The 15,763-nt window shown below is 43.4% G+C and carries 10 protein-coding genes; 4 read left to right on the top strand and 6 right to left on the bottom strand.

The genetic code is table 11. The features are described from left to right. The first annotated feature begins 79 nt into the window (after positions 1–79). The gene (locus V7K62_RS16845) at positions 80–2,947 is read left to right on the top strand and encodes a DUF3769 domain-containing protein (protein WP_334865836.1); all 2,868 of its coding nucleotides are present in this window, start codon (positions 80–82) and stop codon (positions 2,945–2,947) included. Here the strand turns inward: V7K62_RS16845 and V7K62_RS16840 are convergent. The 3 genes from V7K62_RS16840 to murJ all read right to left on the bottom strand — a co-directional run bounded on the left by V7K62_RS16840 (position 2,944) and on the right by murJ (position 5,698). After that, positions 2,944–3,237, bottom strand: a complete 294-nt coding sequence (locus V7K62_RS16840; protein ID WP_334865834.1) for a hypothetical protein — start codon at positions 3,235–3,237, stop codon at positions 2,944–2,946. The genes V7K62_RS16845 and V7K62_RS16840 overlap by 4 nt on opposite strands. A 210-nt stretch (positions 3,238–3,447) precedes the next feature. Next, positions 3,448–3,960 carry an outer membrane beta-barrel protein gene (locus V7K62_RS16835; RefSeq protein ID WP_334865833.1) on the bottom strand — a complete coding sequence of 171 codons (513 nt, stop codon included), beginning with the start codon at positions 3,958–3,960 and terminating at the stop codon, positions 3,448–3,450. A gap of 133 nt (positions 3,961–4,093) precedes the next feature. Then, positions 4,094–5,698: a murein biosynthesis integral membrane protein MurJ gene (gene murJ, locus V7K62_RS16830; protein ID WP_334865831.1), complete on the bottom strand. Its 1,605-nt coding sequence runs from the start codon at positions 5,696–5,698 to the stop codon at positions 4,094–4,096. Between the two features lie 428 nt (positions 5,699–6,126). Between murJ and V7K62_RS16825 the strand changes: the two genes are divergently transcribed. Continuing rightward, the gene (locus tag V7K62_RS16825; RefSeq protein WP_334865829.1) at positions 6,127–9,141 is read left to right on the top strand and encodes a GAF domain-containing sensor histidine kinase; all 3,015 of its coding nucleotides are present in this window, start codon (positions 6,127–6,129) and stop codon (positions 9,139–9,141) included. A gap of 222 nt (positions 9,142–9,363) precedes the next feature. Here V7K62_RS16825 and V7K62_RS16820 read toward each other — a convergent pair whose 3' ends face one another. From V7K62_RS16820 to V7K62_RS16810, 3 genes are all read right to left on the bottom strand, one after another. Beyond that, complete coding sequence (locus V7K62_RS16820) at positions 9,364–10,287, bottom strand: hypothetical protein (protein ID WP_334865827.1); 924 nt, start codon at positions 10,285–10,287, stop codon at positions 9,364–9,366. A 46-nt stretch (positions 10,288–10,333) separates the two neighbouring features. Next, complete coding sequence (locus tag V7K62_RS16815; RefSeq protein ID WP_334865825.1) at positions 10,334–10,840, bottom strand: pentapeptide repeat-containing protein; 507 nt, start codon at positions 10,838–10,840, stop codon at positions 10,334–10,336. A gap of 157 nt (positions 10,841–10,997) precedes the next feature. Next, complete coding sequence (locus V7K62_RS16810; protein ID WP_334865823.1) at positions 10,998–12,518, bottom strand: LCP family protein; 1,521 nt, start codon at positions 12,516–12,518, stop codon at positions 10,998–11,000. Between the two features lie 115 nt (positions 12,519–12,633). On the opposite strand from V7K62_RS16810, the gene V7K62_RS16805 reads away from it, so the two are divergent. Together V7K62_RS16805 and V7K62_RS16800 are read left to right on the top strand one after the other, a co-directional pair. Beyond that, on the top strand, positions 12,634–13,698 hold the full coding sequence (locus V7K62_RS16805; RefSeq protein WP_334865821.1) for a mannose-1-phosphate guanylyltransferase: 1,065 nt from the start codon (positions 12,634–12,636) through the stop codon (positions 13,696–13,698). 287 nt (positions 13,699–13,985) lie between these two features. Continuing rightward, positions 13,986–15,632 carry an ABC1 kinase family protein gene (locus tag V7K62_RS16800; RefSeq protein ID WP_334865819.1) on the top strand — a complete coding sequence of 549 codons (1,647 nt, stop codon included), beginning with the start codon at positions 13,986–13,988 and terminating at the stop codon, positions 15,630–15,632. Positions 15,633–15,763 lie beyond the last annotated feature (131 nt).

Below are 15,763 nucleotides of genomic sequence, written 5' to 3'. Positions count from 1 at the left end.
GGCGACAGTCGGAAGGCAAAATGTATGTTTATCCTTCCCTTTGTTATTTGGCTGTTTGTTAGCCCGATTTTGCTCACTTATGCTTCATCCAGTTCTGCCACCCGATCCGCCTCCTATTGTTGAATCTTTACAACCTGTAAATCCCGCCTCATCTGCTAGTCATACAAAGTTTCTTTCAGGTGTAGATACTGGAATACACGAAAAAACAGATAAATCCAAGCAGCCAAAGGTTTTGGCTCAGTTGGCAATTGCGGGTAACACCAAGCGCGATCCTTTATTGTCAACTCCGATCAACTCAACTCCAGATGACTTGGTAGTTGCGGAAACGTCCTCTGTACCTCATTCACCAGAAACCTTCCCACCAGAAAGTTCCCCACTCAGGGATTCTGCAACTGCTGGGCTTTTGGGGCAGCCGCTGGTCGCTGGTTATCCCATACTGGAGGTTACAACCTCTAATCGCCAAAATCAAGAAGACACAAAGACAAATCCGAGCGTCGAACGCCGCCGCTCGGAACTTCTCCTCATGTCGGCGCTGCATAAACGGGAGATGCAAAGAGAAGCCGCTGTGTTGCAAAGAAAAGTTGCACTCGAGGCTTCCGACCGAGACGCAAAAGGTGAACCTTCTCCTCATGTCGGTGAGCGATCGCTACATCCAAACTCTAATGATGGAGAAAAACAAACCTTTTTGGACTCTTCTAGCTTTAGCTATAGAGTTTCTCCAAGTCCCCTTGTCGCCCAATCCCCGCGCCCTCTTCCAATTGCCCCAACTGTCACAAACAGCAACAAGTTAGGCAAATCCAAGGCGGAAATTTTAGCTGAGAAGTTAACCCAACAAAAACAGCAACGTGATATTACTGCACAACAGTCTCTAAAAAAAGACAATATCTCTGTATCTGCTGCCGATCTGGCACCGAGTTCTCAATCAGTACAAAATTTTATAACATTCAAGTCTCGTAACCCGACAAACAAACTCTCAACGCCCATCACTGTAGAATTTAAGTCCCAAGTCCAGCAACAAGCTCAAGTAACAACGCCCACTAATCAGCCGCAAGCTCAACCATCTGCTACAACTGCGCCAGCTACCACACCGCCAGCCGGGCCGAGAATTGTAGAAGTCACTTCAGATCGGCAAGAATATGACGAGCAACAGCGAATTATTACAGCTGTAGGTAATGTAGTTGTGCGATTTGATGGGGCGGTGGTGGATGCCGATCGCTTGCAAGTCAATTTGGATAACTTGATCGCTGCGGGGGAAGGCAACGTAACTTTAACACGGGGCGATCAGATATTGCGTGGACAACGCTTTACCTATAACTTTGTTCAAGATAGTGGGGAACTGGAAAATGGTAGAGGAGAAATTTACGTACCTTCAACACAAACCGATTTTGCTTTTTTACCCACCGATGTAAGTGCTGGTGGAGTCCCAAAACGTCCGCCAAGCGATCGCATTAGAGCTAATCAGCCCGTTTCCGGTGTGAGCAGCCCTGGAGGAATTGATCTGGGATTTGGTGGTCAAGCAGATGCTAGCAACATCCCAGTATCGAAAACAGGGGGTGTAGTCAATCGACTCAGGTTTGAAGCTGAACATATTGACTTCTACCCGCAAGGCTGGCAAGCGAGAGATGTCCGCATCACCAACGATCCTTTTTCGCCCCCAGAACTAGAATTACGCGCAGATAAAGTAACTTTGACGCGAGAATCACCCTTGGTAGACCGCATCAGGACACAGAAGCAGCGTTTGGTATTGGATCAAAGAATCTCCTTACCAATTCCGTTGAATGAGCGTACTATTGACCGCCGGGAGCGGGACGTTACACCTGCAATAGTATCCCCCGGCTATGATGGAGATAAGCGGGGTGGTTTATATATTGAGCGTGGCTTTCCAGTAATCGATACAGAGCAGACACGCTGGACAATCACGCCCCAGTTATTAGTACAGAGAGGTGTGCAAGAAGGCACGGGCGACTTAGGCGCACTGTTTGCTGTGAAGAGCAAGATAAATTCTGTTTTGAGTCCACGGACGATAGTTCAGGGAACTGGGGAGTTAACTAGTTTTAACTTGAACAATGTCGAAGACAATTTGCGGGTGAATTTGGGAGTACGCCAGACATTAGGGACTTCCCTTCCCCACACATTGAATGTGCAATATAACTACCGCGATCGCCTCTACAACGGTACTCTGGGTTTTCAAACTGTCCAGAGCAGTTTTGGTGGCATTATTACCTCTCCGGTGATTCCTTTAGGAAAAAGTGGCATCAACCTCAGCTACCAGGGAAGTGCCCAATATATTGATGCCAATACCGATCGCCAAGACTTGCTAGAACCAGTGCGGGAAAACGATCGCATCTCACTAGGTCGTTTACAAGGTAGCGTTGCCCTAAATACTGGGGTGTTGCTATGGCAGGGAAAACCATTACCACCTACTGCCACTGAGGGATTACGATACACGGCTAACCCTGTAGTTCCTTACTTGCAAGCGATCGCAGGTCTTACAGGCACTACCAGTTATTACAGCAATGGGGATAACCAAAGTACCTTAACTGGTACAATTGGCTTACAAGGGCAAATTGGTCATTTTTCTCGACCTTTTTTAGACTATACCGCCTTTAATATCAGTTTCTCTCAAGGCTTAAATAACGGATTATCACCCTTTTTGTTCGATCGCTCCGTTGACAACAAAGTTTTGACGGCTGGAATATCACAGCAAATTTACGGGCCTTTTCGCTTAGGCTTTCAAACATCTGTTAACTTGGATACTGGTAAAGAAACTAGCACCGACTACATTTTGGAATATAGCCGTCGCACCTATGGCATCATCTTGCGTTACAATCCGGTGCTGGAGCTAGGCGGCTTCAGCATCAGAATTAGTGATTTTAACTGGGGTGGCGGCACCGATCCATTTTCGGAAGTTAAGCCAGTAGTGAACGGCGTGCAACAGGATAATTAGTCTAAGGGCTGGGGACGATTTGACAGCCGATCGATCTCACAATTGGTTGATGCACCATCAGGTATTCTCAAGCTGGCATAGTCACCGCTTAGTTGAACGCGTGATGGTGGTTGGTGTAGGGTTACACAGCATCTGTGAACTGCGGCTTGGTACTCTCGCCATTGCTTACGGATTGCGATACTGGCAGCATCGTCACCTAAGTCGGAAAATCTTAGCCCCGCACGAATCAGCCAAGATTCCACCTCAGTTGTTTCACCAACTATTTTTGGAATGGGATTAATTTTTTTCATGAGTAATATCTTATACGTATATTCCCGATTACTCATTTCACTTTAAGAGAAAGTATCAATACTAGCCAATATCATTTTTTATCAAAATCATCAAAAAAAATGATTCATACCTGAATATGAATACTCAGGTATGACAGAATGAATTATTATTACGGCCGGTAAACATCATTACTTTAGCTTCCGAATAAGCCGTTTTCTAGCTCGTAATCACTAGAAGCGATAGCCTAATCCGGCTTGGAAGCTGACGGCATCAGCATCACTATTTCTGTAAGCGTCAATCCCCCATTTAGTATCGCCGTAGGCAATGACATTTTTGCTAACTTCTGATTCAATACCAAGGGTGACTACAGGTGAATTCTGATTGCCCAATGGGGTTTTTTGACCTTCGTCAGTTACAAAGGAATAACCACCACCGAAGTAAACGTTAGTATTTTTGGCGATGGGTGCATCATAAGTGACTAAGGGCATAATTGCAGCAGCATCACCACCATACAGCACAGAACCCCGCAGTGAAACAGGTGTTTTGGGAACGGCGTATCGTCCTTGAATATTACCACCAATTTGTGCTTCATCGTTTCCTTGTCCGCCACTGGTTGCACCAACCGCAACACCAGCACCGATGTAGTTACCGTTAGTACCTGCTGTTTGAGCAGATGCAATCCCAGCTGAAAGGACGATAGAAGCAATAGCAAGTGCAGAGGCAGCTAATTTTGTAAGTTTCATAGAATTATTCTCACTAGAGTTAGGTAAAATCAATGTTCTCTAGTACTAGAATCTCTTTTTTTACAAAATGTAACCTCGCACACCTGGTTCACCCAAGTGGCTGAATTATTTCTCACCCACTTGGGTGTAACAGTTATTTCTTCAAAAAACGCTGACGTAGACGAGATATAAATATATTCACCTCTGGTATTTTCAGCCATGAAGCGATCGCAGCAAACACCGCAATCCCTACGAAGCCAGATACACATAACTGCAACACCAAAATCAGTAAACCTGTTTTACCTAACAAGTGCTGAGAACCAACCAATGTCCCATAGCTAGCAACACCACCTAACACGCTACCAGCAGCCAAACCCAGAATCGGCAAACTCCACTCGCGCCAAGGTAAACCATTGAGTTTGCGATCGAGCAACCATAACAGCATTAACATTGAGCTACAATTTACACCCACCGTTGCTAACACCAAACCGGGAGCGCCAAAAGGTTTAACGAAAAACCAATCTAATAAGATGTTGAGCAAAATGTTAAAAATACTGATGCGAAAAGGTGTCTGTCCATCCCCCAAGGCATAAAATACCCGCACCAAAACATCACGCCCCAAATAGACAAACATCCCAATTCCATAAGCCACTAGCAAGGATGAAACTAGCTGTGTGGCTTCTGGCTTGAAAGCACCGCGCTCATATACCACCTGTACAATGGGTACAGATAGCGCCACCATCAGCGCCCCTAACGGTAGCATGGTGAAGGCAGTGAGTAGGAGTCCTTGGCGAATGCGTGATTTTAACTCTGGCCAATTTTCGGGGCCGGCAAGTTTGGCAAATATCGGTAATAGAGGCAGTAAAATGATATTAGAAATAATCCCCAAGGGAGTTTGTACTAATAGATTGGCATAGTTAAATCCCGCCGCAGCACCAGGGATAGGACTAGCAAAATAAAGGTCAGTGGCAACATTAATTGGCATCATTCCAGAGGAAACTGTTGCCGGAGTCATGATTTTAATTACTTCTTGAACGCCTGGGGATTTAAACTCAAACCGCAGACGTAATGTACCCAATCCTAACCGCCACTGGACAATTAGCTGCACTAACCATTGGAGAATTGCTCCTGCCAAGGTTCCCCAAGCTAACACCATTCCCCCGATTAAAGCGTATTCCGGTTTAATAATATCCTTGCCCAGTTGCATCGCCAAGATAGCAAGACCGCCAACAACGGTAATACTGGATAATAAAGGGCTAATGGAGAGTAACCAATATTGATTGGCTGTATTGAGAGTACCGAAGCCTATGCCAATTAAACCGGCAAATAAAGCCATCGGTGCCATAATGCGGAGTTGTTGAATGGCGATCGCTCTGGTTGTCTCTTCCAAACCATGACCGACTAAATCAATGATCGCATCCGCAAATAAAACTTGAGCAACTGTCACCAACAACAGCACTCCAGCCACCAGCGTTGTCACGGTTTCCACTAGGGGAGCCGCTTCTTCTCGCCGCCGCTTGGCTAAAACGCTGACGATCGCACTGTGTAATGGCCCATTTACACCACCCAGTAAGATCAATAGAAAGCCAGGGATAATATAGGCATAACTATAGGCAGTGGCAGCAGCACCAACACCAAATGCGGCAGCGATCGCTTGCTGCCGCACTAAACCGAAGATTTTACTAATTAATGTGGCTGCGGCAACAATGCCAGCAATTCCAGCGAAAGAACGAGAGGGTTTTTGGTCTTGTTGTGTCACGAATAATACCCGACAACTCTTGCAGAGTGCATACTTTAAAACATTTAACCTGAAATCCTGTAGTCTGTCAGGTAAATTTTGACAAATTAGTAATTTTAAATGCCTACGCCCAGAATTAAATTCCTGCGATCGCTATGATACAGCGAATTGCAAGTTAGTTAGATAACGATTCAAAGGGGGTCAGATCGCTTTTCTGATTTATCCCAGCCACACTAACTTAGTCATCTCCTTTCTTATGTACAAGCCAAAATTATTTTTTAACTCATTACGAGGATAGATCAAGAAAGGGGAACTATAACAATAACCATCTTCTCTGGTAAATAGTTGCACACTATACAAATTTGGAGTTTGTCATACTTTTGACACCCTTTAAGCCGATGAAGTTTGGTGTGAGGAACCCTTATATAAAAACGATATAATCCAGAGCAATGGAACCCAATTCAAATTTCACGGAAAATCAACTTCTCTTATCAAGCGCTCAACTTCAAGAGCAACTAGAGCAACAAAAGGCTTTGGCGAGTGTAATTGTCCGAATTCGGGAGTCTCTTGACTTAGAAACAATTTTTCAAACGACTGTTACACAAGTGCGTCAGTTGCTAAATGCCGACCGAGTAGCAGTCTTCCAGTTCGATCGGGAACAAAACTGGGAGGGAGAATTTGTTTCTGAAGATGTTGCACTTGGCTGGGACTCAGCAATGGCAGTAAAAGTTGACGACCACTGCTTTGGAGAACAATTTGCTAGTTATCAACAAGGTCAAGTGCAAGCAGTAGCAGATATTTACAAGGCGGGACTGAGTGATTGTCATCTGGCAATTTTGAGTAAATTTCAGGTACAGGCTAATCTTGTTGTCCCTCTAGCGCGGAAGAAAGAACTGTGGGGATTGCTTTGCATTCATCAGTGCAGTCAGGCTCGTGACTGGAAAGAATCAGAAATTGAGTTTATTCGTCAAATTGCTGACCATCTTGTTGTTGCGATTCAACAAGCAAAGCATCTCCATGAAGTCCAATTGCAAGCTGTAAAATTAGCTCAAGCAGTTCAGCGCGACCAAGTAATAGCTAAAATTGTTGATGAAATTCGCTCACCCCTTGATATTGAAACTATCTTTAAAACCACAACTCAAGAAATACGTAAGCTGCTGCAAGCTGACCGAGTTGCCATCTTTAGCTTCAATACCGATTGGAGTGGTAACTTTGTTGCTGAATCATTTACTCAAGGCTGGACTCCCTTAGTTGGTGTTCAGCCTACAATCGCTGATACTTATTTACAACAGACGCAAGGCGGACGTTACGTTAACAACCAGACATTTACAGTCAATGACATTTATCAAGCCGGATTAACAGACTGCCATGTAACCCTGTTGGAGCAATTCCAGGCAAAAGCCTTTGCAACTGCCCCTATTCTCCAAGGAGATCAACTTTGGGGAATCATCGCTGCCTACCAAAATGCCTCACCCAGAGAGTGGCAATCTTATGAAGTCGAATCATTGACCAAAATCGGTACACAAATTGGGGTGGCAGTGCGACACCATAAGTTGCTGGCATACGCCCAGTACCAAGCAGAGCAACAAAAGACATTAACTAGCGTGATTACTCGAATTCGGGAGTCTTTAGATTTAGATACAATTTTCCAAACTACTGTCACCGAGGCGCGGCAAATGCTGCAAGCAGACCGAGTGGCAGTCTTTCGTTTTGACCCGCAAAAAAATTGGGAAGGAGAATTTATTTCTGAGGATGTTGTACCTGAATGTAACTCGGTAATAGCAGAAAAAGTTTATGATTATTGCTTCAGTGAAAACTTTGTACCCCTTTACACACAAGGTCGAGTAAATGCGATCGCTGACATTTATCAAGAAAAGTTTCCCGGTTGCTATGTCCAAATCCTAGAAAAATTTCAAGTGCGGGCAAATATGGTCGCACCTCTATTGAAAAAAGGTGAACTTTGGGGATTGCTGTGTATTCACCAATGCACCGCTCCTCGTGACTGGCAACCCTCTGAAATTGAATTTGTCAGTCAAATAGCCCAGCAATTGGGAGTCGCATTAAAACAGGATACTTATTTAAAGCAAGTTCAAATGCAGGTTGTCCAGTTAGCAGAAGCCACCGAACGCGAGAAATCAATGGAACGGCAAGAATTGCTGGCTGCAACCATTGATAAAATCCGCCAGTCACTCGATATTAAAACTATTTTTAGAACCACTACTCAAGCTGTGCGAGAGTTGCTCGAAGTCGAACGAATTGCAATTTACCGCTTCAACCCGGATTGGAGTGGTAAATTTGTGGCAGATTCCTTTAAAGATGGATGGAAACCTGTTGCACATACCCAACCAATGATTATAGAAACTTTTGAGGACACAGACGACGATAACGAACTTCCGCGTAACGAAACCTTTGTTCCGATTCGGGAAGGTGAAAAATTATGGGGATTATTGGTTGCTTATCAAAATTCGCAACCGCGTTATTGGAAAAATGAAGAAATTAATTTACTGGCTCAAGTCGGGGTGCAATTGGGAATTGCGATTCAGCAAGCGGAATTACTCGAACAAACTAAACGTCAAACCTCAGAACTGACTCAAGCCCTGCAAGAATTAAAACAAACTCAGACTCGGTTAATTCAGGGTGAAAAAATGGCAGGTTTAGGACAACTACTTGCTGGAGTCGCTCATGAAATCAACAATCCTGTCAGTTTTATTTTTGGCAATCTCATCCATTTAAATGAATATGCTCAAGAACTGCTAAATGTAGTGAAACTTTATCGGCAAAACTCCTCCCTATTGCCAACTGTCCAAGAGCAAATTGACAAGGCTGATTTGGACTTTCTCATCGAAGATTTGCCCAAAACCCTTGAGTCAATGAAAGTAGGGACAGAGCGAATTTGTGAGATTGTGTTATCACTGCGAAACTTTTCTCGTACAGATGAAGCTGAATTAAAGCCAGTAGATATTCATGAAGGGTTGGATAGTACTTTGCTAATTTTAGGGCATCGCCTCAAAAATAATAACGATCGCCCAGCTATTGAGATTATTAAACAATATGATAATTTACCTTTGCTCGAATGCTATCCCGCGCAATTAAATCAAGTTTTTATGAATCTTTTGAGTAACAGTATTGATGCATTAGAGGAAAAGTTTAAAACTATACAGCAAAGATATTTGAAATTATTGCAAACGTGTCCGAGAATACCTTTGACTATCTGGATTAATACGCAAGCCGTTCATAACCAGATTGTAATCAGAATAGCTGATAATGGTCTGGGGATTCCCGAAGAAGTGCGATCGCACATATTTGACCCCTTCTTCACCACCAAAGCACCTGGTAAAGGTACAGGCTTAGGATTGTCTATCAGCTATCAAATAGTGGTTGAAAAACATCATGGTCAAATTAAATGTTCCTCCAAACCAGGGGAAGGAACAGAATTTTTGATTGAAATTCCCAGCGGTAATTAGAGGCGACTGATTTTTGACAATTTTAACAATACTATTTCACGAAATACCTGGTACAAATATATGGGTAGTGGCGTACCTAACTTTTCACGGTATCTGGAAAACCTCTCTCTAAATCTCTCTCCTAGAAGGAGAGAGATTTTGAATTCTCCCCCTTCCCGCGTCGGGAAGGGGGTTAGGGGGTTAGGTTTTCGTGGGACTTAACTGATGGTATTGAGGGAGGTGTTAATTTGAAGCGAGAAAACTTTTGATCGTCTTAACTATTTCTTGTTTCTCTTCAAACCCAGAACTATAGCACCCACTCAAAGGTACGGTTTCACCAGATACTAACATTAAGGTAACTCGATAAACAAAGCCACCTTCGCTAGAATCAGAACTTTCAACTTTAATATCAACAATTTCATTCAACGAGTACAAAAAAACTGCTTTTCCTAATTTTCCAAACCATCTATAGCGGCTGAGAGTGAAACTATTTGATTCTTTATCAAAATTACAGTTGATAAATGAACCTGTAGCTATTATGAATAAACCTAATAAAAAACAAAATAGGGTTCCGCCAATTGCGGCATAGCCTTTTGAGGTATCATCTTGCTTAACTACTAAACTTTGTTCTAAAGGTTGTGCTAAGAAATTATGAATTTTTAAAATTATCAACTCTGTTTCAGAAAAATAATCAGTGTAAGCAATTCGTGTAAACGGAACACTTTCTGTATTAGTTAATAACTGAACTCTGTATCTATATAGAATTTTTCCCTCTTTATCAGTCTCAGTTTTTTTTTCTAAACGACTTCCAATTAATCCAGAAATTTGTTTTTGGCTTTTTTGATGACCAAAAAAATCAAATTCTCTCAGTTGACATATAATTGTTGATGACTTTTGCTCAATACTTGAAGCTTTTAAATTTTGCGGAACACGATCACAATCAAGTTGGGTGACAGGTATAATCAGAAAAACACCATATAAGAAAATTATCCCTACTTGTCCAATAAAAAACCCAATAAACCGAAGTAACTTGGGCTGAATAGTGAAATTAAGTTTATTTTGTGTTTGCTCATGAATTTTTAGATTTTTACCTCTGGACAAAAACCAAAATAAAAGTAAATTGGTAACTAATAATACATAATTTAATAAAGAAGTTTGATTTTCCATTTTTTCGCAAAAATGTCTCTATCTTTATGCTCAAAGCGGAGATTCTTTACCTACAACCCAAACTCTCTCGCGTTGACACACCCGTAACCAGATTTGCGCCATCGGCTCTTTCACACAGCAACGACACTTGGTAGCGGTCAATTAAAGCATCGGTAAAATCAGCACCAGTGATATCAGCATCGTAAAAGCGACTGCTCGTCAAAGTTGCTTCAGTAAAGATGGCATTTTTCAGGTTAGCACCATCCATAGTGACGCGATCGACTAAAGCGCCGCTCAAGTTCGCATCTTCCAAATTTGCCTTTAATAAAACTCCTTTAGTCAGAATTGCGTTGGTTAAATTCGCTCCTTGGAAATTCGCCCCTCGCATTTCCGCCGCGACAAAAGTCACACCTGCCAAATCAGCATGAGAAAAGTCACGATTTTCTAAATTTATATTGTTGTAATTGATTGTGTTTATCTGAGCAAAAGCCGGTTTGGGATTAAGTATTATCCACCCAAAGGCTAGTAGCAAAATCGCAATCAAACCTAAAAAGCGCAGTAAAATCTTTTTCATAACTTTATTATTTTTCAGTAGTCCTTTGTCATTAGTCCTCTCTTACAAAGTTCTGTTAGCGTAGCTCCTCCGAAGGAGGCTCGGAGGAAACCTCCGCTCAGACTTTGCGCTTTGTCATTTAAGCAATGACTAATGACTAATGACTAATGACTCTTAGCTATTTCCAATCTTTCCCAATGCGGATTGTCAGATCGGATTCTAAATCACCAATGGCAGACACCTCAATTTGACCCAAGCCTAAGACTTTTTGCAAATCAACTCCAACTCGTCGGTTGCCTTTTTGGACAATAATCTGAGTTTGACGTTGAGTATCTGGCCAATCAGGCACTTTGTAAATATTATTAAAGCCTTTCTGTTTGAGATAAGCAATAACTTTTTCAGTTAGCTGAGGTTGATTTGAAGCATTTTGAATAGCAATTTTGAGGTTAGGAACCTGACGCATATCTGGTTTTAGACCAGGTACATTTACCCCAACATAATCATTCAACAGGCTCTGTTGTCCAGTCATATTCAGCCAATAGCTATCAGGGTCTTTGCTAAAACGGCTAAATGTACCAGGCAACACGGTCATTTGGAAATTATCTCGATCTAGGTTAAGACCGAAATTGACCAACGCCATCATTTCTTCCATCTTCAGGTTGGTATCAAAATATTTTCGCATTAGGCGAGTTAATTGAGGCAACCTGGGTAAGACGGTAGGACTATTTAAACGTTGCAGCAGGGCTGCTGTTAGTGCTTGCTGACGCTGCACTCTCGGCAAATCTCCCAAACCTGGTTCGCGGAATCGAGCAAACTGTTCTGCTTGTTCGCCGTTGAGGGTTTGCCAGCCACTGACTAAATTAATCGACAGGCGACTGCTAGAGTCTTTATATTCCATTGATTGAGGAACAAAGACCTCTACTCCACCTAACTGATCGACTAACTGACGTAAACCGCTGGTAGAAATACGGATGTAACGATCGATTGGGGCGTTATTTAAGGTACGGCTAACTACCCGTGCTGCCAAGACTGGGCCGCCTTTAGCATTGGCATCAGATACCTTAGTTAAACCCTTTTCTCCCTTTTCAGGGATGGCGATCATTGTATCTCTGGGAATGGAAAGCACCCTTACAGATTTTTCACTAGGGTTAAGTCGTACCAGTAGCATGGAGTCGCTTTTCCCTGCAAAGCTTTCTGGAGAACCATCAACGGTACCGCTGACTGGTTCAATCCCCATGATTAAAATATTCATCGGTCGTGAAAGCTGGTACTGGGAGAGTTTGCTCCATAACTCCCCTGGTAATGGGATTTTTACTTCGTCTTTAGCAGCAGTTCCTAAATCTTCATCTGTTCGATCTAGATTGCTCCATAAAGGAGTCCACAGCGCTAACGTTGACACCAGCAGCCCAGATAAGATGATGCCAATGACAACCGTCATAATCCATAACAGCCATCGAGGCATGGTTAAGCCCAGTCTCTCAGAAAGCTGATTGGGAAACGCGCCCACAGATTCGACGACGCTACGGTTCGGATTCGCTGGCTGGTTTAGTTCGACCTCCTCCTCCTCTGAGTCGGCTACTGGTGCAGGCGTTACTTGATTTTCCGTCCGTTGAAGTTGCGGCGATCGCACTTCATTTTCAAACTCTACAACTTGTTGAGATGTAACCGGATTTTCCGACCATTCGATTTGTTTTATCACAATTATTTCCCCACTCAACCACTCCCTAAAAGTATGTTAATCCAAGCTACAAATATTGCCAGTGGAAAAGCTCACTGTAAACTTGTAATGTTCTTCGGTAAGCGTGTATGACAACATGAATACTTTATTGTTCCCCGTAATCCTTGCTGGTGGTAAAGGTGAACGTTTTTGGCCCCTAAGCCGCAAAGACCGACCCAAGCAATTTTTAAGTCTTGATGGTAGCTCTAGAAGTCTATTACAAGCAACCGCCGATCGATTGATTGAACTCGGTGGCGGTTGGGATTCCTTGTGGGTCATAACTTCTAGTCAGATAGCTGAAGGGGTACGACAACAATTACCTGATCTACCAGTTGAAAACTTACTGATTGAGTCGGAAGGAAGAGACACTGCCGCAGCCGTTGCTTGGACAAGTTTAGAAATCAAACAGCGCTATGGAGAAGACGCTGTTATTGGCTTTTTCCCTGCTGACCACTGGATTGCTGACCAAAAGGCGTTTGCACACACATTAAGCGCGGCTACGCAACTGGCAGCAAGCACAGCAGCGATCGTTACACTGGGGATCAAGCCTACTTTTCCATCAACAGGTTACGGCTACATTGAACAAGGTGAAAAAATAGGTAGCTTTAATGAGTTGCCAGCTTATCACGTCAACCGCTTTACTGAAAAGCCCAACCGGGAAACGGCAGAGACTTTTTTATCTACGGGACGCTTTAGCTGGAATAGTGGAATGTTCGTTTTTCGGGCAGGGGTTGTTCTCAAGGAACTACATACCCATGCTCCAGAAATTATCGAACCTTTAGAACAACATGGCCCTGATATCTATCCCCAGTTGCCTAAGAAGAGTATAGACTATGCGCTAATGGAAAAGACAACTCTAGCATACGTTTTGCCAGTTGATTTTGGTTGGGATGATTTAGGAGATTGGAATGCGATCGAACGTTTACTGAAGACAGAGGAGACTCCAAACGTGGAACTCGCTACTCACGTAGGTTTAGATACGCAAGGGGCGATTATTTACGCCTCAAATCCAGAAGATGTAGTTGTTACTATTGGTTTAGAGGATGTGGTGATTGTGCGCGATCGCAATGTCACCCTCATTGTTAAAAAAGAACGTACTCAGGAAATCAAGCAGATCCTCAAAATTCTCCAAAGCGATTCCCGATTTACTGACCTGCTATAAAAGTTAGAACCCTTGGCAGAGGCGAAAAAGTCTATTTTTCCATTATAACTTGACTGTCGAAAAACAAAGCATTGGGTATTGAGCATTGAGCATTGGGCATGGGGCATTGGGCACAAGAGGCAGAGGGGCAGGGCGCAGGGGGCAAGGGGGAGAATTAAAAATTACCTCTTTCCCCTCTGCTCCCAGCTCCCTGCTCCCCTGCCTCATCTCCCCCATTCCCCACTCCCCACTCCCCACTCCCCACTCCCCATTCCCCATTCCCCACTCCCCACTCCCTACTCTCAAAAATGTTCCTCACCCAAACTGTTCCCCGTCAACGAGAAATCCTTGAAGTATTCCTTCGCAATGGCTGGGACTATATGCGAAGGTTACTTACTGGTGGCAAAGCTGATGAACCCCAGCTACCTACACCTGCGGTTTTAAAAAATATTTTGGTAGACTTGGGCCCAGTTTACGTCAAACTTGGTCAACTACTTTCCACCCGCCCCGACTTACTTAGCGCCGCCTACATTGAGGAACTATCAACCCTACAAGACGAAGTACCGCCAGTTCCTTGGTCAGAGATAGAAATAATCCTCCGTAAAGAATTAAAACGTCCACTCGCAGAAACCTTCAGCACAGTTAACCCGATCCCAGTAGCAGCCGGATCAATTGCCCAGACACATCGCGCTACATTAGCAGACGGTCGAGAAGTCGCTCTGAAAGTGCAACGTCCGGGAATTGATATTACTATTGCCCAAGATATTGCTTTAATTCAAGGTATTGCCGATTTAGTGGCGCGGACTGAGTTTGGGCAAACCTATGAAATCAAATCTACCGCTGAAGAATTCACTAAAGCTCTAGAAGCCGAGTTAGATTTTACACGGGAAGCGGGTTTTACAGACCAGCTACGGCGTAACTTATCTAAAAGTCGCTGGTTTGATCCCACGCAAATAGTGGTTGCGGAAATTAACTGGGAATTGACCACAGAAAAATTACTAGTGATGGAATGGCTGGATGGGGTGCCGTTCCTGGCGGCGGATTTGGATAGTGACCCCAACGTTAAAGACCCTGCTGTAAAGCGTAAAGAAATAACTACTTTGTTGTTTCGGGTATTTTTCCAACAACTATATATTGATGGCTTTTTTCACGCTGATCCTCATCCAGGGAACTTGTTTTATCTCAAAGATGGCCGTGTCGCTCTATTAGACTGTGGCATGGTGGGAAGACTTGATCCCCGTACACAGCAGATATTAACAGAAATGTTGTTAGCGATCGTTGATTTAGATGCTCAAAGGTGCGCTCAATTAACTTTGCAGCTATCAGATTCTGCTCAACCAGTAATTTTGTCGCGGTTGGAAAATGATTACGATCGCATGTTGCGAAAGTATCACAACGTCAGCCTAACGCAAATCAACTTCAGTCAGATAATTTATGAAGTTTTACAAGTTGCCCGCAACAATAAAATTAGGTTGCCTAGCAATATGGGTTTGTATGCCAAAACTCTAGCAAATTTAGAGGGTGTGGCGCGGACATTCAACCCAGAGCTTAATTTTTTTGATGAAGTCAAACCATTAATTACAGACTTGTTTCGTCGGCAATTACTGGGCGATAATCCGGTGCGATCGCTCTTGAGAACAGCCTTGGATCTGAAAAGTCTGTCTCTCCAATCTCCCCGCCAAATCGAACTGTTATTAGATCGAGTTACTTCAGAAACCTTACAGTGGAATCTCTCACTGCGGGGCTTAGATGGCGTGCGGCGCACTATGGACGATGCCGCTAACCGACTATCTTTTAGTATTTTAGTGGGTTCGTTGATTATGGGTGCGGCAATTATTTCTACCAGAGCGCAGACAACTCAGCTATCTTTTTTAAGCACCATCCTATTTGCAGTCGCCAGTTTATTGGGTTTGTGGTTAATTATTAGTACATTGCGATCGGGACGTTTACGGTAAAACCATTTTAGATTTTGTTAGCGCAGCGTTAGCGAGTCCACGTACTCTTACAGAGAAGCAAGCTAGCAAGAGCGTCTGTCTGCGACACGCTGTTCGCGTTCGTAGAGAGCGTCATTTTGAATTGAAGGAAA

The organism is Nostoc sp., from assembly GCF_036917935.1.
Taxonomy (GTDB): domain Bacteria; phylum Cyanobacteriota; class Cyanobacteriia; order Cyanobacteriales; family Nostocaceae; genus Nostoc.
Note: the sequence above shows the minus strand (reverse complement) of the source record. Positions and strands in the feature narration are given on the sequence as shown.

What these genes read in the sequence shown, in the direction of transcription:
- V7K62_RS16845 (WP_334865836.1), top strand. Translation starts at nt 80, where the DNA reads ATGCTTCATCCAGTTCTGCCACCCGATCCGCCTCCTATTGTTGAATCT.
- V7K62_RS16840 (WP_334865834.1), bottom strand. Translation starts at nt 3,237, where the DNA reads ATGAAAAAAATTAATCCCATTCCAAAAATAGTTGGTGAAACAACTGAG.
- V7K62_RS16835 (WP_334865833.1), bottom strand. Translation starts at nt 3,960, where the DNA reads ATGAAACTTACAAAATTAGCTGCCTCTGCACTTGCTATTGCTTCTATC.
- V7K62_RS16825 (WP_334865829.1), top strand. Translation starts at nt 6,127, where the DNA reads ATGGAACCCAATTCAAATTTCACGGAAAATCAACTTCTCTTATCAAGC.
- V7K62_RS16820 (WP_334865827.1), bottom strand. Translation starts at nt 10,287, where the DNA reads ATGGAAAATCAAACTTCTTTATTAAATTATGTATTATTAGTTACCAAT.
- V7K62_RS16815 (WP_334865825.1), bottom strand. Translation starts at nt 10,840, where the DNA reads ATGAAAAAGATTTTACTGCGCTTTTTAGGTTTGATTGCGATTTTGCTA.
- V7K62_RS16805 (WP_334865821.1), top strand. Translation starts at nt 12,634, where the DNA reads ATGAATACTTTATTGTTCCCCGTAATCCTTGCTGGTGGTAAAGGTGAA.
- V7K62_RS16800 (WP_334865819.1), top strand. Translation starts at nt 13,986, where the DNA reads ATGTTCCTCACCCAAACTGTTCCCCGTCAACGAGAAATCCTTGAAGTA.